Source organism: Streptomyces avermitilis MA-4680 = NBRC 14893 (assembly GCF_000009765.2).
Classification (GTDB): domain Bacteria; phylum Actinomycetota; class Actinomycetes; order Streptomycetales; family Streptomycetaceae; genus Streptomyces; species Streptomyces avermitilis.
On sequence record NC_003155.5, the window covers coordinates 1,422,750 to 1,439,313 of the forward strand.

Genomic DNA, 16,564 nt, shown 5'->3' on the forward strand with positions numbered 1-16,564 from the left:
CGGCGGCCGGCCTACCGGCCCGTGCGCGCCTGGACGGTACGCGCCAGTCGCGGCCCCAGCCAGCGCTTGAGCCTGCGCAGCGCCTCCAGTTGTCCGGCCGCCCGGTCGATCCGGTAGTAGAGCTGCGGAGGCACGTACGGCAGCAGCGGGGAATGGCGCTGGCCGAGCAGGGCGAACATCTGCGGGGGCGGAAGGCGGATGTAGCGCGGGAGGTTCTCGTACCACTGGGCGCTGAGCCGGGCCGCGCTCTGGATGTGCAGGAGCGCGGACTTGCGTTCCCGCTCGTAGGCGGCGAGCGCGCCCGGCAGGTCGCGGTGCGCGCTCAGGGCTTCGGCGAGGGCGATGGCGTCCTCCAGGGCGAGGGTGGTGCCCGCGCCGATGGAGTAGTGGGTGGTGTGGGCGGCGTCGCCGATCAGGACGAGGTTGTCGCGATGCCAGGTGCGGTTGGTGAGGGTGCGGAAGTTCAGCCACTGGGCGGCACCGTCGCTCTGCGCCCGGCCGATCAGCTCGTGCCCGTCGAGGACGTCGGCGAAGAGCTTCTCCAGCAGGGCGAGACCGTCGGCCTCGCTGGCCCGGTCGAGGCCGAGCCCGGTCCAGGTTTCCGGGGAGCACTCGATGACGCAGGTGCTGTGGCCGTCGCTGAATCCATAGCCGTAGCACCAGATCCAGCCGTGTTCGCTCTCCACAAAGGCGAAGGTGAACGAGTCGAAGACCTTGGTGGTGCCGAGCCAGATGTAGCGGTTGCGGCCGAGCACGGTCTCGCTGCCGAAGTGGTCGGCGTAGCGGCCGCGCAGCACGCTGTTGACCCCGTCGCCGGCGACGACCAGATCGGCCTCGGGCAGTGGGTCGTCGGCGCCGATCTCATGCTCGTACTCGATGCGGACGCCCAGGGACCGGGCCCGGTCGGCCAGTACGTCGAGGAATCTGCGGCGGCCGATGCCGAAGCCCTCGTCGCCGTGGTGGACCGTGGTGCGGTTCCGGACGTGGGCGACTCCGTCGCTCCAGCGGACGGAGTTCTCGCTGACGGCGAGCGCCGACTCGGGGTCACTCCCGCGGAGTTTGTCGAGCAGGCCGCTCCAGTAGGTCACGCCCCAGCCGTAGGTCGATCCGGCGGGGTTCCGCTCGTGGACGGTGATGTCGTGGGACGGGTCCTGGCGCTTCATCAGGATCGAGAAGTACAGGCTTGCGGGTCCGCCGCCGACGCACGCGATCTTCACGCGCACTCCCCTATGTTACGCAAAGCGGTCAATTGACCACGAAGGGTAGCAGCGCCATCGTGCAGACCGACCGTCCCGGCCTCTTCCGCCGCGCGGCGGGCGGGGGCGGTCGTACGATCGCGGCCCGTCCCGCCGCAGACGACAGGAGCCCCTGTGACGCATCCGCCCGCCGGCCCGGTCCTGGCCGCACTCGTCTCCCGGGCGACCGGGGGCCGCTACTGGCGACTGGACCGGCCGGGCGCCGGTCTCGACGCCGAGGCGATGCACATCCCGCCGGGTGCGGCGGCCGAGCCGCCCGGTGACCGCTCGCGGGACGTCCTCGTGATCGCCCTCGACGGGGGCGGCCGGCTCCGGACACCGGGCGGATGGCTGGAGTTGGCACCCCCGGCCGCCGTGTGGCTGCCCCCCGCCGCTGGATACCGGCTGCACGCGGGGGAGGCGGGGCTGCACTGCGTGACCGTACGCCCGCGCCGTCCGGCCGCTCCCCCGGCCCTGCCGACGACGGGGGCGACCGGAGAGCCCGCATGCCTGCTGCACCAGGTCTGCGCCGAGTGCGGACGTATGGCCACGGAGAGCGACGCCCGCTACTGCAATCGCTGCGGGAACCCCCTGGAGCGGTGAGGGCAGGCGCCAGTTCGCGCCAGTCTGCGCACGTGAGCCGCACCACTCGCCCCGCATCGACGGCAAAAGATCACCGCGATGGCGCCGATCCGGGGTGGAACTTCCCCCTCCGCCGCCGGGTGGGCCACCCGGGGCGGCAAGATCATCTTCGTTCAATCCTGTATGACATGTAGGTAATTGTCCGGATCGTAGCCAACCGGTTTTCGTCGATTTCTCCGGCTCCCGACCGGGCGGATAGGCATGCCGAGTCGTCAACACACCTCGACTCAGAAGGACTTCGCATGCCCGAACTCACCCGCCGTCATGCCCTCGGGGCCGCCGCCGCCCTGGCGGCCGTGGCCGGCACTCAGGCCCTTGCCGCTCCGTCCGCGTCCGCGGCCGGGCACCACGGGGGTCCCCAGCCGTTCGACGAGGTCTATCAGGGGCGCCGAATAGAGGGCCGCGCGACCGGGGGCGGTCATCACCACGGCTCCGGGTACGGCGTGTTCATCGACGGGATGGAACTGCACGTGATGCAGAACGTCGACGGCAGCTGGATCAGCGTCGTCAGCCACTACGACCCCGTGGCCACCCCGCGCGCCGCCGCCCGCGCCGCGGTCGTGGAGCTTCAGGGCGCGCCGCTCGTCCCCTTCAACTGACCGTCCCGCACGTAGAGTTCTGGAGTCACCCGCACATGACCGTACGCAAGAACCAGGCGACCCTGACGGCCGACGAGAAGCGGCGCTTCGTCGACGCGCTCGTGGCGCTCAAGCGCAGTGGCCGCTACGACGAGTTCGTCACGACCCACAACGCCTTCATCATGGGCGACACCGACAGCGGCGAACGCACGGGCCATCGTTCGCCTTCCTTCCTGCCCTGGCACCGCAGATTTTTGATCGAGTTCGAGCAGGCGCTCCAGGCGGTCGACCCGTCGGTCGCGCTGCCGTACTGGGACTGGAGCACCGACCGCACGGCGCGTGCCTCCCTGTGGGCGCCCGACTTCCTCGGCGGCAGCGGACGCAGCCTGGACGGCCGGGTGATGGACGGGCCGTTCGCGGCGTCCACCGGCAACTGGCCGGTCAACGTGCGGGTCGACAGCCGTACGTATCTGCGGCGCACGCTCGGCGGCGGCGGGCGCGAGCTGCCGACCCGGGCGGAGGTCGACTCCGTGCTCGCGATGTCCACGTACGACATGGCCCCGTGGAACAGCGCGTCGGACGGGTTCCGCAACCATCTCGAGGGCTGGCGCGGTGTGAACCTGCACAACCGCGTCCACGTCTGGGTCGGCGGCCAGATGGCCACCGGGGTCTCCCCCAACGACCCGGTCTTCTGGCTCCACCACGCCTACATCGACAGGCTCTGGGCCCAGTGGCAGAGCCGCCACCCGGGCTCCGGTTATGTGCCGACGGGCGGCACGCCGAACGTCGTCGACCTGAACGAGACCATGAAGCCGTGGAACGACGTACGCCCCGCGGACCTGCTGGACCACACCGCGCACTACACGTTCGACACCGTCTGACGGCCGAGGCGCTCGAGGTCCCGGCGGCCACTCGTGGGAGGCCGCCGGGGTCGTGATCCAGGGCCGGCGGATCAGGCGGGCGGGAAAAGCCGCACGGCCTGTCAGCCCCCGCGTCCTTGGGCATGCTCCGCCGGGGAGGTCCTAGACGTCGTCGGCGGTACGGCACTCCGGGTGGCCCCAGCCCTGCGCGTTCTTGGCGATGGGCTCGCCCGCCGCGTAGGGGCGGCCGCAGACACAGCGGCCGGGGAACTTCGCCTTGATCGTGCGCGTGCTCGTCTTGGCGGTGCGCGCGGAGGCACGCTTCTTGGCGGGAGCGCCGCGACCCGCGGAGCCGGCCGCGACGGTGTCGGGCGACTTCGGCGGCTCCGGGGAGCCGTACTCGCTGCCCGCCGGTTCCTGGACGATCGCCGCCTGGCTGGCGGCACGGTCGGCGAAGTCGTTGAGCCGGTCGCCGTCGACCTGGTGCGCGGGGACGTAACGGAACTCGACGGAGCGTCCGTCGAGCAGTTCGTCGATGCGGGCGACCAGTTCCTGGTTGGCGACCGGCTTCCCCGCGGCCGTCTTCCAGCCCTTGCGCTTCCAGCCGGGCAGCCAGGTCGTGACGGCCTTCATCGCGTACTGGGAGTCCATCCGGATCTCCAGCGGGACGTCCGGATCCATCGCGCTCAACAAGCGCTCCAGCGCGGTGAGTTCGGCCACGTTGTTCGTGGCCGTGCCGAGCGCCCCGGCCGCCCAGCGGGTCGGGGTCTCCTCGCCGTCGGCGACGACCCAGGCCCATCCGGCCGGTCCGGGGTTTCCCTTCGACGCCCCGTCACAGGCGGCCACCACACGTTCAGACATGCCCCCGATCATGCCACGCTCCGCCGGGCGCTCCGGGCCCGGGTCCGACGCCGCCGACGCCCTCCAGGAGGGGCTGGCCCCCAGCACGATCACCGTGCGTCGGGACGTGGACGAAGGTCGCGCCGCACGGGGTGGTCCACCTGGAGGGGCGGAGGTTTCGGCCAGACCTTGCCTGGTTCGACGGTGTTCACGCACGCTACGGGGACCTAGCGTCACGATCATGAAACCGTTGACCGGCAGCACCACCGACCAGGCACCGGCCGATCCGGCCGCCACCGACGACGTGTTGGCCACCCAGCCCATCGGCTACTGGAGCGGTCTGGCCCACACGGCGGTCACCCGGCAGCTGCGGGACGCCATGGCCAGGATCGACGTCACACAGCCGCAGTACTGGGTGCTCAACCGCGTGCACGGCGGGCCCGCGGCGCCGGGCCGGGAGGAGGTGGTCACCCAGCTGACGCCCCTCGCGGACGGGCCGCACGAGATCGCGCGGGTCGTCGACCAGCTGCTTCACCGGGGCTGGCTTCGGATCGACGCCGGACAGCGCCTGCGTCTCACCGACACCGGGGAGGCTGCCAGGAAGCGGCTGCGTGAGCTGGTGACCGAGCTGCGCGCGGTGGTCCACGAGGGCATCAGCGACGAGGAGTACGTGACCGCGCTCAAGGTGCTGCGCACGATGATCGCCAACGTCGAGGGCGATGCGGGCTGCTAGGCCAGGGCGGCGGAGGGACGCGGGCGCTGCCCCGGCCGCAGGACGGCCGGGCCTTCGTGTCGTGGTCCTGGCGCTGCCGTCAGGACACGTCGGTCAGCTTGGGCAGCTCGCCCTGGGTGGTCTTGATGTCGATGACGGCGAAGGACGCGCCCTGCGGGTCGCTCAGCGCCGCGAAACGGCCGAACGGGCTGTCCATCGGTCCGAACCGCAGGATGCCACCGTGCTCGGTCGCCTTCGCGACGGCCGCGTCGACGTCCTCGACCGTGAAGTAGACGTTGATGAAGGACGGAACCTCGGGCGGGAAGTCGTCCGTCATCTTCATCCGGCCGAGGACCGCGTCCTCGCCGACGCTGAAGATCCTGAAGTCGACCGCCTCGTCCTCGATCTGCTGGGCGGTGAGCGGGAAGACGGCCGGGAAGAACGCGTCGGGCTTCTCGGGCTCACGGGTGAAGACCTCGGCCCAGCAGTACGCGCCCGGCACGGCCGTCGCCTCGAAGCCCTTGTGGACGCCGGGCTGCCAGACGCCGAAGACGGCACCGCTCGGCTCACGGGCCAGGGCCATGGTGCCGAAATCGCCGACCTGCATCGGCTCCATCAGCACCTCACCCCCGTTGTCCCGGATCTTTCGGGCGGTCGCGGCGGCGTCGGGAGACGCGAAGTACAGGCACCAGGCGGAGTGCCCCTCCTGTCCGGGCATGGGCGGTACGACGGCGGCGACCGCCTTCCCGTCGGCGTACGCCTGTGTGTAGTTGCCGTACTCGGACGACGACTCGCCGAACGTCCAGCCGAGCACATCGCCGTAGAAGGTCTTGGCCCCCTCGACATCGCTGAACATCGCGTCGGCCCAACAGGGCTTTCCCTCGGGGTATACGGCCATGATCCGTGCCCTTCCGTGGCGTCTCCGGTTCGACGTGCGGGTGCGGTTCCTCACGCTAGCCAGGCATCGGCCGGGCCGCGCGCCGAACGGCCCGAGCCGGACCACACTGGGACGGGGCGATCGTCGACGGGACGGGGTACGGGCGATGTGGGCATGGGAAGTGGAGCGGCCGGGTCCGATCGAGGACGGTCCGCTGCGGTTCGTGGAGCGGCCGGTCCCGGTACCGGGACCCGGTGAGCTGCTCGTGCGGGTGCGCGCCTGCGGGGTGTGCCGTACCGACCTGCACGTCAGCGAGGGCGACCTGCCGGTGCACCGGCCCCGGGTGACACCCGGGCACGAGGTCGTGGGCGTGGTGGCGGGACGGGGCGCGGACGCCGGCGGCTACGCGGTCGGGGACCGGGTGGGGGTGGCCTGGCTGCGCCGTACGGACGGCACCTGCCGGTACTGCGTGCGCGGGGCCGAGAACCTCTGTCCGGCGTCCGAGTACACCGGATGGGACACGGACGGCGGCTACGCCGAGTACACGACCGTCCCGGCCGCGTTCGCGTACCGGCTGCCCACCGACGTCGACGACGTGGCGCTGGCGCCGCTGCTGTGCGCGGGCATCATCGGCTACCGGGCGCTGGTGCGGGCGTCGCTGCCACCGGGCGGGCGACTCGGTCTGTACGGGTTCGGCGGCAGTGCCCACCTGTGCGCACAGGTCGCGCTCGCACAGGGCGCCACCGTGCACGTACTGACCCGGGACCCGGCCTCGCAGCGGCTCGCGCTCGCCCTCGGGGCCGCCTCGGCGGGCGGGGCGTACGACACCCCGCCGGAGCCGCTGGACAGCGCGATCCTGTTCGCGCCGGCCGGCGGTCTGGTGCCGGTCGCGCTGCGGGCCCTGGACCGCGGCGGGGTGCTGTCGGTCGCCGGCATCCATCTGAGCGACACCCCGCCGCTGTGCTACGAACGCGAGCTGTTCTACGAGAAGGAGCTGCGCAGCGTCACCTCGAACACGCGCGCGGACGGCCGGGAGTTCCTGGAGCTGGCGGCCCGGTACGGGGTCCGGGCCACGACGCACACCTATCCCTTGTCCGAGGCGCAGCAGGCCCTGCGGGATCTGAAGGCGGGCCGCTTCGACGGGGCGGCCGTCCTGGTCAACGACGTCTGAACGGCACCGGGCCGCGCAGGTGCGGCTCCGGCCTGCGCGTGCGTGGATGGATCCAGGCGTGTGGTGGCGGAGGTGGCCCGCGATGGACGACGTGGACAGTGCGAACGCGCCGTCCGGCGCGTTCGACGCCGTCGAAGCGATCGGCACCACCCTCGACGAGCGCACCACGTGCGCGGAACTCGCCACGTACGTGTGCCGGAAGACGGGCGAGGCCGCCGCGGTGGACCTGCTGCCCGTCGACGTTCCGGCCGCGCCGCCCATGCCGCACGCGCCGCAGCCGGCCCTGACCCGGGTGGCCACCGCGGGCCGGAGCGGGCTGCTGGCGTCGTGGGGCGTCGAGGGCCCGCGGCCGCTGGCCGTGCGGGCGCTGGACGAGGGGCATCCGATCACCGCCTCGATGGATCTGTCCGGCCGTGTCCCCCGGCAGGTGATGACGGTGCCGCTGCTGGCCCACGGCCGTCTCTACGGGGTGCTGCTCGTGGTCCGGCAGGGTCCGGCGTTCACGGACCGGGACACGGCGGTCACGCACTTCGCGGCCCGCCTCGCCGCCGTCCACCTGGGGCACGCCCGGCAGCACGGGACCGTCCGCAGCACGGCGCTCGACCTGCAGCGGGCCCTGCTGGCCGAGCCGGGCCGGCCGCATCCGAACCTCTCCCTGGCGACCCGCTATCTGCCCGCGGGAGGCGGGGCCCTCGTCGGCGGGGACTGGTTCGAGACCATCCGGCTGCACTACGGGCGGACGCTGCTGGTGATGGGCGACGTCATGGGCCACGGCCTGGAGGCAGCGGTGGACATGAACGCCTACCGTTCGATGCTGCGCTACGTCGCCTCGACCGACCTGCCGCCCCACCGGGTGCTGCGCCGGCTGGACGCGGCGGTGGCCGAGGACGGCATCCGCCGCCCGGCCACCTGTCTGCTGGTGCGGGTCGACCCGGCGCGCGGGTCGGTCGCGCTGGCCAGTGCCGGGCACCTGCCGCCCGTCGTGTTCAGCGGGGACGGCACCGGCGAACTCCTCGACGTGCCCGTCGGCCCTCCGCTGGCCACGGGAGTGGGTGGCTACGAGCCGGCGACGCGGCCTCTGGCGGCCGACGAGACCCTGGTGATGTTCACCGACGGGCTGGTGGAGCGGCGCAGAGAGGACATCGACGTGTCCCTCGCACGGCTGGCCGGACTGCGGCTGCCGCCCGGCGCGGTCGTCGAGGAGATCCTCTCCCGGCTCCTCGCACACCTCGACGCCCGGAACGCCGAGGACGACGTCGCCGTACTGGCCGCGCGCATCCGCCGACGGCCCATGGTGAACCGGGACGCTCACGCAGGCTGACCGGACCCGGCCCGGGACCTGGCTGAAGGACCCGGCCGAAGAGGTGCCTCGCCCCACCGACCGGATGACATCTCCTGGCCGACGTATGCCTTCCGCCCGTCGCCCTCCTGTGCTTGCCTGGGGAACCCTTTCGGCGGTCGGGGCGGGAGTTGCTGCATGCGGAAGCCGTGGATCGTGGGGATAGTGCTGGGCGTGCTGCTGCTCGGCGCGTGCGGGGATCCGGCGTCCGGGCCCGAGGGGGCCCCGCCCGCGCCCGAGGTGCGGGGGACATCGGCGGCCACGCGTCAGGGCGCCGCCGCCTCTCCGAGGGCGAGCGCGTCGGTGCGGGCCCCCACCGTGCTGTACCTCGGCGACTCGCTCGCGATGGAGAACCAGAAGGTCCTCGGCGGCCTGCTGCGGGACGGGCTGCACGCGAAGTACACGAGCGCCCCCTACTCCGGGACCACGCTGTGCGACTACCTGGAAGGCACCGCCGTGCGGTCGCTGGTCCCGGCCGCGGACAAGGCCGCCGCCCTGGTCCGCTCGACACACCCCGACTTCGTGGTGCTTCAGTTCTGGGGCAACTCCTGGGGCTACACGCCGTGCATGGACGGGATCACCTACGACGCGGCCCGTTCGAAGTACTTCGCGCGGTACGCGGCGGACGCGAAGACGCTGACCGAGCAGATCGCCGCGGCGGGCGGCGCCCGACGGCCCAAGGTGGTCTGGGTGTTGCAGGGCCCCGACCCGATCACCCCCGACCGCGTCCGCCGTGTGAACGCGCTCTACGAGGAGCGCGCCCGCACCTCGGACGGCCTCGTCGCCGACGCGGGGAAGGCGGTGAGCCCGGCCACCGGCCGCTACACCTGGTCGCAGTACCTGCCGTGCACGGCGTACGAACACGCCCACGCGGCGTACTGCACCCAGCCGGGACGCGACCGTACCGCCCTCCACCGCGACGACGACTACCTGCACTTCTGTCTGGCGCCCACGACGTCCACACCGAAACCCTGTCCGGCCCGCTCCCCCGGCATCCTGCGCATCGCCCGCGCGATCGCCCGGGCGATCGGAGCGCACCTGGGCTGACGGCGCGCGTCCAGCGGTGCGCGGGCGCGGGTGCCGCGGTGCGCGCGAGACGGGGTGCGCGCGAGACGGGGACCCACCGCGCGCCTTTCGTCCCTCCAGGCCCTGTTGACATCACCAGGCAGTTCTTTAGCGTGGAGCCTCGCACAGCATGTCGCACGACATTCGATATATCGAACAAGGGCGGGGGGTGGAGGGACACCGCTGCCCCGTCTCTTCGACATGCGGAGGATTCCGTGAACCCATCCCTCGGCAGACGGCACTTCCTCGCCGCCACCGGTACGGCCGCGGCGGCAGCGACCGTGGCCACCGGTGGCGCCGGCGCAGCACACGCCGCCACCGGAGCCGCCCCGACCACCGCCGGCACCGGCACCGACACCGACACCGGCACCGGCACCGGCACCGGCACGCGCCCCTTCCCGCTCGGCGCGGTGACTCTCCTGGACGGCCCGTTCCGCGACAACCAGCGGCGCAACTCCGCCTATCTGCGCTTCGTCGACATCGACCGGCTGCTGCACACCTTCCGCACCAATGTCGGCCTGCCCAGTGACGCCGAGCCGTGCGGCGGCTGGGAGGGGCCGGGCGTGGAACTGCGCGGTCACTCCACCGGCCATCTGCTGTCCGGACTGGCCCTCGCCCATGCGAGCACGGGCGAGGAGGCACTGCGCGACAAGGGCCGCCGGCTCGTCGCCGCGCTCGCCGAGTGCCAGTCGGCGGCGCCCGCGGCCGGCTTCGGCACGGGCTATCTGTCCGCGTTCCCGGAGAGCTTCTTCGACCGGCTGGAGGCGGGCAGCGGCGTCTGGGCGCCGTACTACACCATCCACAAGATCATGGCCGGGCTCGTCGAGCAGTACCGGCTGGTCGGCGTCGGCCAGGCCCTGGAGGTCGTGCTCCGGCAGGCGCGGTGGGTCGACGAGCGGACCGCGAAACTGTCGTACGAGCAGATGCAGCGCGTGCTGGAGACGGAGTTCGGCGGCATGAACGACGTGCTCGCCGACCTGCACGCCCTCACCGGTGACCCCCGATGGCTCGATGTCGCCGAGCGCTTCACCCACGCCCGCGTCTTCGATCCGCTGGCCGGGAACCAGGACAAACTGGCGGGACTGCACGCCAACACCCAGATACCGAAGATGGTCGGCGCGCTGCGGCTGTGGGAGGAGGGCCGGGCGGACCGCTACCGCACCGTCGCGGAGAACTTCTGGCAGATCGTCACCGATCACCACACCTATGTCATCGGGGGCAACAGCAACGGCGAGGCGTTCCACGAACCGGACGTCATAGCGGGCCAGTTGTCCGACAACACCTGCGAGAACTGCAACAGCTACAACATGCTCAAACTGACCCGGCTGCTGCACTTCCACGCGCCGGACCGGACCGACCTGCTCGACTACTACGAACGCACTCTGCTCAACCAGATGCTGGGCGAGCAGGACCCCGACTCCGAGCACGGCTTCGCCATCTACTACACCGGCCTGGCTCCCGGATCGTTCAAACGGCAGCCGTCCTTCATGGGCCCCGACCCGGACGTCTACTCGACCGACTACGACAACTTCTCCTGCGACCACGGCACGGGCATGGAGACCCCGGCGAAGTTCGCCGACACGGTCTACTCGCACGACGGCCGGAGTCTGCGGGTCAACCTCTTCGTCCCGTCCGAGGTCGTCTGGCGGGCGAAGGGCATCAGCTGGCGGCAGACGACGCGCTTCCCCGACCGGTCCTCCACCACGCTGACCGTCAGTTCGGGCCGGGCCGCACACCGGCTCCTGATCCGCGTCCCCTCCTGGGCCGCCGGTGCCCGGGCGACGCTCAACGGCCGCGCCCTGCCCGACCGTCCGCAGCCCGGCTCATGGCTCGCCCTGGAGCGGGTCTGGCGCACCGGGGACCGCGTAGAGGTGTCCCTGCCCATGCGCACGGCCGTCGAGGCGACCCCCGACGACCCCGACGTGCAGGCGGTGGTGCACGGCCCGGTGGTGCTGGCCGGGGCGTACGGCGACCGGGCGAACCCGTGGCTGCCGCGGCTGGACGTGACCTCCGTGCGGCAGGAGGCGCGGGAACCGCTGCGCTTCACCGCCCGCGCCGACGGCGAGGAGGTCACGCTGCTGCCGGTCGCCCGCGTGCACCACCAGCACTACTCCGTGTACTGGCTCACCGGCGAACCGCCCTCCCCGCCCCCGGAGTTCGCGGCCTGGCACCGCTTCGACGAGACCACGGGCAGCACGGCCGCCGACGCCACCGGGAACGGCAGGACGGCCCGGCTGAGCGGCGGCACCTCCTGGTCGGCGTCCGGCCACGACGGCGGAGCGGTGTCGCTGGACGGCGCCGACGGCCATGTCGCCCTGGCCGACGACCTGTTGGCGGGTGCCGCCGCCCACTCGCTCGCCACCTGGGTCCGGCTGGACGGGAACCCCGGTACCTGGAGCCGGATCTTCGACATCGGCACCGGCGTCACCGCCAACATGTTCCTGACCCCGCTCAGCGGCAGCGGCACCCTGCGATACGCCATCACCGCCGGCGGCGCGGGCGGCGAACAGCGCATCGACGCGGAGCCGCTGCCCACCGGGCGCTGGGTGCACGTGGCCGTGACCTACGGCAGTGGCACGGCGGTCCTGTACGTGGACGGCACGGAGGCGGGCCGCAATGTGAACGTGACGGTGGAGCCGCGCCACTTCGGCAATCACCTCCGCGCCGGATACCTCGGCAGGTCCCAGTACGCCGACCCGTACCTCAAGGGCGCGCTCGACGACTTCCGCGTGTACGGCAGGACACTGACCGCCACCGAGGTCGCGTCACTGGCCTCGTAACCCGTCGACTGCCGCCGCCGTCCGCTACTCGCCCTCGTACGCCTTCTCCAGGGCGGCGATGTCCAGCTTGCCCATCTCCATCATGGCCTTGGACGTGCGGGCCGCCTTCTCGGGGTCCGCATCGCCGATCATGCCGATGAGCTTCGCCGGGACGACCTGCCAGGACAGGCCGTACCTGTCCTTCAGCCACCCGCACGGACCGCCCTCGCCGCCACCCTCGGTGAGCCTGTTCCAGTAGTGGTCCACCTCGTCCTGGTCGTCGCAGAAGATCTGGAAGGAGACGGCTTCGCTGAAGGTGAACTGCGGGCCGCCGTTCAGGGCGACGAACTTCTGTCCGTTGGCCACGAACTCCACGACCATGACGGATCCGGCGGGGCCCGGTCCGCCTTCGGGGTAGCGGCCGACCCGGCCGAGCCGGGAGTTCTTGAAGACCGACACGTAGTAGTCGGCCGCTTCCTCGGCCTGGCCGTCGAACCACAGACAGGTGGTGAATCCTTCGGCGGGCATGGGTACCTCCTCGGGCGGGGAACGTCTTCACCTCTGTCGACCGATCCTCGCCCGGAAACTCATCGGTCGCCCGCCGGGCAGTTTCTGCTCCCCGGCAATCATCGCGTGTTCTGCCGGTCGGGGACGTGCGGGCGTTCTTCAGGCAGCTGCGCGAAGGGGAGTGCCCGGTGGTTGCCCCGGGCGCCTCTGCCCGCGGCGAATCTGCTGCGGGCAGAGAAAGCGGATCCGGCGGCGCTCGGCGGTCAAGAGTGGAGTCGAGCGGCCACGGCAGCCGCGCCGACGACTTACGGAGGACCCATGACTCCACTCACCACGGGGTGGCATCCAGCCCTTTCACCGCGGGCCGAGGAGGGCGACACCCCGCCCTCGCGCTTCGACGACCATCTGGCGGCACAACTGCTCGCCCAGCGGATCGTGCTCCTGGGGACACAGGTGGACGAGGTGTCGGCGAACCGGGTCTGTGCGCAGTTGCTGCTGCTGTCCGCCGAGGACTCGCGCACCGACATCAGCCTGTACATCAACAGCCCGGGCGGGTCCGTCACCGCGGGCCTCGCCATCTACGACACCATGCGGCTCATCCCCAACGACGTGTCCACGCTCGCCATGGGCTTCGCCGCCAGCATGGGGCAGTTCCTGCTCAGCGTCGGCGCGGCCGGGAAGCGGTTCGCGCTGCCGAACGCGCGGATCATGATGCACCAGCCGTCGGCGGGCATCGGCGGGACCACCGCGGACATCGAGATCCAGGCGGAGAACCTGGAGTTCACGAAGAAGGCGATCGAGCGGATCACCGCGGAGCACACGGGGCAGAGCGAGGAGACCATCTCCCGCGACGGCGACCGGGACCGCTGGTTCACGGCCGAGCAGGCCAAGGAGTACGGGATGGTCGACCGGGTGGTGGAGTCACTCGACGACGTCCGCCCGACCGCCTCGCGCCGACGGATGGGGCTGTGACATGGGTTCGTACACGATTCCGAACGTCGTCGAGCGGACCCCGCAGGGCGAGCGGTCGTACGACGTCTTCAGCCGGCTGCTCTCCGAGCGGATCATCTTCCTCGGTACGGAGATCGACGACGGAGTGGCCAACGTCGTCATCGCGCAACTCCTCCATCTGGAGTCGGCGAACCCGGAGCACGAGATCGCGATCTACATCAACTCGCCCGGGGGATCCTTCACTTCACTGATGGCGATCTACGACACGATGACGTTCGTGCAGGCCCCGATCTCGACGTTCTGCGTCGGGCAGGCGGCCTCGACGGCGGCGGTGCTGCTCGCGGGCGGTGACCCGGGCCGGCGGTTCGTGCTGGAGCACGCCCGGGTCCTGCTCGGCCAGCCGGCCAGCGGCGGACGTCAGGGCACGGTCTCGGACCTCAGTCTCCAGGCCAAGGAGATGATCCGGATCCGCTCCCAGGTGGAGGAGGTGCTCTCCCGGCACACGCGGCACGACATCGCGACCCTGCGCGCCGACATGGACCGGGACAAGGTGTTCACCGCGCAGGAGGCCGTCGCGTACGGGCTCGCCGACGAGGTGCTCAGCCGGCGGCTCGCGGTCGTCTAGGTCCTGTCGTCAAATCCCGTCCGCCCCGCGACGGCCTGGGCCGACAGGGCCCCCTGGGTGTCCGACGGCCGCGAGCCACCGCGCGCGGGTCAGGCGGCGAGGCACATGCCGTCGTACCGCGCGGTCGGCGCGGTGCGTCCCCGGGCCGGCCTCGTCCGGGTATGGCGGGTCAGCTCGTGGTGGGCGAGGGAAAGGAGATCCGTCAGGCCGAGTCCGAGGGCCTGGGCGGCGGCCGCGAGGACCTCGGAGGAGGCCTCCTTGCGGCCGCGCTCCAGCTCCGACAGGTACGGCATCGAGATCCGGGCCGCGTCGGCCACGTCCTTGAGCGTGCGCTCCTGTGCGAGCCGCTCGCGCCGCAGCACGTCACCGACGAGGTCGCGCCACAAGGGCTCCTTGGCCGCGGGGGCGGCCGGCCGCTGTCCCGGCCGCTGCGGGGCGCGGCCCGGGGCGGTGACGGGAACGCGCGCGGCGTTCGGACTTCGGGGCGGGGCGCTCGCCGGGCGCAGGGCGATGACGCGGGCTTCGTTCGGCGCTTGATTGCTCACCCCCTCAGCGTAGGAGTGCCGCGCCGAAGGGGAAGGGATCGGCGTTCTGCCCTGGGTGAATCCCGCGGTGCCGGCCCATCGCCTCGGCGTCCGCCATGGACCGAGCACCCGTCAGGGATCCCGTGCGAAGTCCCGTACAACCCTGGTGACCCATCGAGTGTCAAACAGGGCGCCGGACAAGGAACGGGCCCTTTCCGGACACCCCCGCGCTGCCCGGCCACCTTTCTCTTTCAGGAGCCGCTCGTGCGCAAGAACCGTTCGGCCGCCCTCGCCGCGGCCTCATTTCTTCTGATGACCGGAGCGGGCATCGCCGCCGCCCCGTCCGCGTACGCCGGAACACCCGGCGGTACGCACGCGAACGACCGCAACAGCGACTTCAACGGCGACGGTTACGAGGACGTGCTGGTCGGCGCTCCGGGAGCGACGGTCAGCGGCAAGAAGGGCGCCGGTCTCGTCACCGTGCAGTACGGGTCGTCGAGAGGAATCGGCACCACCAACGCGGCCCGCTTCAGCCAGTCCACGGCCGACGTCGCGGGCGCCGCCGAGACCGGTGACGCGTTCGGCCGGGCGGTCGCCACCGGCGACCTCGACGGCGACGGGTACGACGACGCGATCGTCGGCGTGCCCGGTGAGGACCTCGGTACCACCAAGGACGCGGGCGGTGTCGCCGTTCTGTGGGGCTCCAAGTCCGGGCTGTCGGGCGCCGCCAGCGACTGGCTGGAGACCCAGGAGCCCACCGCCGACGAGCAGTTCGGCAGCGCGCTCGCCGCGGCCCACTTCACCGATGAGACGCCGGGCGACCTGCTCGCCGTACTCGACCGCGACGACCTGGAGCTGTTCGGGTACGACTCCGCGGCGCAGGCCTCGCTGAAGCAGCGGTCGCAGCAGCGGCTCTCGGCACGCGCCGACCAGCGCGACATCCTGCCCACGTCGCTGACCACCGGCGACTACGACGACAACGGGTACGCCGACCTCGTCGTGTCCGGCGTGACCGTGGGCGACGAGCCGGGGCACGGCTGGTCCTCGCTGCTGACGGGGCACGCTGACGGGCTGTCGTACGAACGCGATCTACGAGGCGGACCGGTCGCCGCGTCCGGGGACATCAACAACGACGGCTACGACGACCTGGTGACCGGTGAGCCGCACTCCCCCAACGACGTGTACGGCGAGACACGCACGGGCGGTGTGGTCGGCGTGCGTCTCGGCGGCCCGGACGGGCCCGCGGCCGATCCCGACTGGTGGACGCAGGAGTCGGCCGGCGTACCCGGCACCGCGGAGGTCGGCGACGGCTGGGGCACCGACCTGTCGGTCGCGGACACCGATGGCGACGGGTACGCGGACGTGGCGATCGGCGCCTCCGGCGAGGACATCGGCACGGTGGCCGACGCGGGCGCCGTGTGGGTGCTGCGCGGCTCGGCCGGCGGGCTCACCGCGGCCGGGGCCAAGTCGTGGGACCAGAACTCGGCGGACGTACCGGGCGTGGCGGAGAAGGGCGACAAATGGGGCGCCCAGGTCCGGTTGACCGACCCGAACCGCGACGGACGCTTCGGGCTGCTCGCCTCGGCGCCCGGCGAGAACGCCGGCGACGGCTTCGTCTGGGTCCTGTCGGCGGGCACCGGCGGGATCACGGCTTCGGGCTCCTGGACGTACGGCGCGGACACGCTCGGCGCGCCCTCCGTGGCCGCGGCGTTCGGCGCGGCGATCGACGAATAGCCGTACGGCGTGAGCCGTTCCCGGCGTGACGGCCGTCGACGGAAGCCCAATTGCGGGCGAACGGGCGGGCGTACAACGGGCACGGCGGGGTAACCGGGGTCGGGAGCGGTCGGAGCGCCGACCCGAATCATCAACAGGGAGACGA

General features: G+C 71.9%; 16 protein-coding genes. 11 read left to right on the forward strand and 5 right to left on the reverse strand.

Annotated elements, in window-relative coordinates; translation table 11 throughout:
• Positions 1 to 11 precede the first annotated feature (11 nt).
• Entirely contained in the window at positions 12 to 1,217 is a 1,206-nt protein-coding gene (locus tag SAVERM_RS06160; RefSeq protein WP_010982572.1) for an FAD-dependent monooxygenase, read from the reverse strand.
• A gap of 153 nt (positions 1,218 to 1,370) precedes the next feature.
• Between SAVERM_RS06160 and SAVERM_RS06165 the strand changes: the two genes are divergently transcribed.
• The 3 genes from SAVERM_RS06165 (at position 1,371) to melC2 (ending at position 3,336) form a co-directional block, all read left to right on the forward strand.
• On the forward strand, positions 1,371 to 1,838 hold the full coding sequence (locus SAVERM_RS06165; protein WP_010982573.1) for a hypothetical protein: 468 nt from the start codon (positions 1,371 to 1,373) through the stop codon (positions 1,836 to 1,838).
• Between the two features lie 281 nt (positions 1,839 to 2,119).
• A complete protein-coding gene (gene melC1 / locus SAVERM_RS06170; RefSeq protein WP_010982574.1) occupies positions 2,120 to 2,476 on the forward strand; it encodes an apotyrosinase chaperone MelC1 in 357 nt (118 codons plus the stop codon).
• A gap of 35 nt (positions 2,477 to 2,511) precedes the next feature.
• Positions 2,512 to 3,336 (forward strand): tyrosinase MelC2, encoded by an 825-nt coding sequence (melC2, locus tag SAVERM_RS06175; protein ID WP_010982575.1) that lies wholly within the window; start codon positions 2,512 to 2,514, stop codon positions 3,334 to 3,336.
• A gap of 141 nt (positions 3,337 to 3,477) precedes the next feature.
• Here the strand turns inward: melC2 and SAVERM_RS06180 are convergent, their stop codons facing one another.
• A complete protein-coding gene (locus SAVERM_RS06180) occupies positions 3,478 to 4,188 on the reverse strand; it encodes a ribonuclease H family protein (RefSeq protein ID WP_010982576.1) in 711 nt (236 codons plus the stop codon).
• A 208-nt stretch (positions 4,189 to 4,396) separates the two neighbouring features.
• Between SAVERM_RS06180 and SAVERM_RS06185 the strand changes: the two genes are divergently transcribed.
• Positions 4,397 to 4,888 carry a MarR family winged helix-turn-helix transcriptional regulator gene (locus SAVERM_RS06185; protein WP_010982577.1) on the forward strand — a complete coding sequence of 164 codons (492 nt, stop codon included), beginning with the start codon at positions 4,397 to 4,399 and terminating at the stop codon, positions 4,886 to 4,888.
• A gap of 79 nt (positions 4,889 to 4,967) precedes the next feature.
• On the opposite strand, the gene SAVERM_RS06190 is transcribed toward SAVERM_RS06185, so the two are convergent.
• Complete coding sequence (locus tag SAVERM_RS06190) at positions 4,968 to 5,765, reverse strand: VOC family protein (RefSeq protein ID WP_010982578.1); 798 nt, start codon at positions 5,763 to 5,765, stop codon at positions 4,968 to 4,970.
• A 145-nt stretch (positions 5,766 to 5,910) separates the two neighbouring features.
• Here SAVERM_RS06190 and SAVERM_RS06195 point away from each other — a divergent pair, with 145 nt between their 5' ends.
• From SAVERM_RS06195 to SAVERM_RS06210, 4 genes are all read left to right on the forward strand, one after another.
• The gene (locus tag SAVERM_RS06195) at positions 5,911 to 6,915 is read left to right on the forward strand and encodes a zinc-binding alcohol dehydrogenase family protein (protein ID WP_010982579.1); all 1,005 of its coding nucleotides are present in this window, start codon (positions 5,911 to 5,913) and stop codon (positions 6,913 to 6,915) included.
• 82 nt (positions 6,916 to 6,997) lie between these two features.
• Positions 6,998 to 8,236, forward strand: coding sequence for a PP2C family protein-serine/threonine phosphatase (locus SAVERM_RS06200; protein WP_107083075.1), 1,239 nt, complete (start codon positions 6,998 to 7,000; stop codon positions 8,234 to 8,236).
• Between the two features lie 156 nt (positions 8,237 to 8,392).
• Positions 8,393 to 9,301 carry a hypothetical protein gene (locus SAVERM_RS06205; RefSeq protein ID WP_010982581.1) on the forward strand — a complete coding sequence of 303 codons (909 nt, stop codon included), beginning with the start codon at positions 8,393 to 8,395 and terminating at the stop codon, positions 9,299 to 9,301.
• A gap of 233 nt (positions 9,302 to 9,534) precedes the next feature.
• On the forward strand, positions 9,535 to 12,099 hold the full coding sequence (locus SAVERM_RS06210; protein ID WP_010982582.1) for a beta-L-arabinofuranosidase domain-containing protein: 2,565 nt from the start codon (positions 9,535 to 9,537) through the stop codon (positions 12,097 to 12,099).
• A gap of 24 nt (positions 12,100 to 12,123) precedes the next feature.
• Here SAVERM_RS06210 and SAVERM_RS06215 read toward each other — a convergent pair whose 3' ends face one another.
• The gene (locus tag SAVERM_RS06215) at positions 12,124 to 12,606 is read right to left on the reverse strand and encodes a VOC family protein (RefSeq protein ID WP_010982583.1); all 483 of its coding nucleotides are present in this window, start codon (positions 12,604 to 12,606) and stop codon (positions 12,124 to 12,126) included.
• Positions 12,607 to 12,903: 297 nt separating this feature from the next.
• Between SAVERM_RS06215 and SAVERM_RS06220 the strand changes: the two genes are divergently transcribed.
• Complete coding sequence (locus tag SAVERM_RS06220) at positions 12,904 to 13,557, forward strand: ATP-dependent Clp protease proteolytic subunit (protein ID WP_010982584.1); 654 nt, start codon at positions 12,904 to 12,906, stop codon at positions 13,555 to 13,557.
• Position 13,558: 1 nt separating this feature from the next.
• Complete coding sequence (locus SAVERM_RS06225; protein WP_010982585.1) at positions 13,559 to 14,161, forward strand: ClpP family protease; 603 nt, start codon at positions 13,559 to 13,561, stop codon at positions 14,159 to 14,161.
• 89 nt (positions 14,162 to 14,250) lie between these two features.
• Here the strand turns inward: SAVERM_RS06225 and SAVERM_RS06230 are convergent, their stop codons facing one another.
• Complete coding sequence (locus tag SAVERM_RS06230; protein WP_010982586.1) at positions 14,251 to 14,706, reverse strand: helix-turn-helix domain-containing protein; 456 nt, start codon at positions 14,704 to 14,706, stop codon at positions 14,251 to 14,253.
• Between the two features lie 243 nt (positions 14,707 to 14,949).
• Here SAVERM_RS06230 and SAVERM_RS06235 point away from each other — a divergent pair, with 243 nt between their 5' ends.
• Positions 14,950 to 16,419, forward strand: a complete 1,470-nt coding sequence (locus tag SAVERM_RS06235) for an FG-GAP-like repeat-containing protein (RefSeq protein ID WP_010982587.1) — start codon at positions 14,950 to 14,952, stop codon at positions 16,417 to 16,419.
• Positions 16,420 to 16,564 lie beyond the last annotated feature (145 nt).

Bases quoted from the DNA above. Each gene is read 5' to 3' on its own strand.
- melC1 (WP_010982574.1), top strand. From the start codon at position 2,120: ATGCCCGAACTCACCCGCCGTCATGCCCTCGGGGCCGCCGCCGCCCTG.
- SAVERM_RS06215 (WP_010982583.1), bottom strand. From the start codon at position 12,606: ATGCCCGCCGAAGGATTCACCACCTGTCTGTGGTTCGACGGCCAGGCC.
- SAVERM_RS06180 (WP_010982576.1), bottom strand. From the start codon at position 4,188: ATGATCGGGGGCATGTCTGAACGTGTGGTGGCCGCCTGTGACGGGGCG.
- SAVERM_RS06190 (WP_010982578.1), bottom strand. From the start codon at position 5,765: ATGGCCGTATACCCCGAGGGAAAGCCCTGTTGGGCCGACGCGATGTTC.
- SAVERM_RS06205 (WP_010982581.1), top strand. From the start codon at position 8,393: ATGCGGAAGCCGTGGATCGTGGGGATAGTGCTGGGCGTGCTGCTGCTC.
- SAVERM_RS06225 (WP_010982585.1), top strand. From the start codon at position 13,559: ATGGGTTCGTACACGATTCCGAACGTCGTCGAGCGGACCCCGCAGGGC.
- SAVERM_RS06200 (WP_107083075.1), top strand. From the start codon at position 6,998: ATGGACGACGTGGACAGTGCGAACGCGCCGTCCGGCGCGTTCGACGCC.
- SAVERM_RS06220 (WP_010982584.1), top strand. From the start codon at position 12,904: ATGACTCCACTCACCACGGGGTGGCATCCAGCCCTTTCACCGCGGGCC.
- melC2 (WP_010982575.1), top strand. From the start codon at position 2,512: ATGACCGTACGCAAGAACCAGGCGACCCTGACGGCCGACGAGAAGCGG.
- SAVERM_RS06195 (WP_010982579.1), top strand. From the start codon at position 5,911: ATGTGGGCATGGGAAGTGGAGCGGCCGGGTCCGATCGAGGACGGTCCG.
- SAVERM_RS06185 (WP_010982577.1), top strand. From the start codon at position 4,397: ATGAAACCGTTGACCGGCAGCACCACCGACCAGGCACCGGCCGATCCG.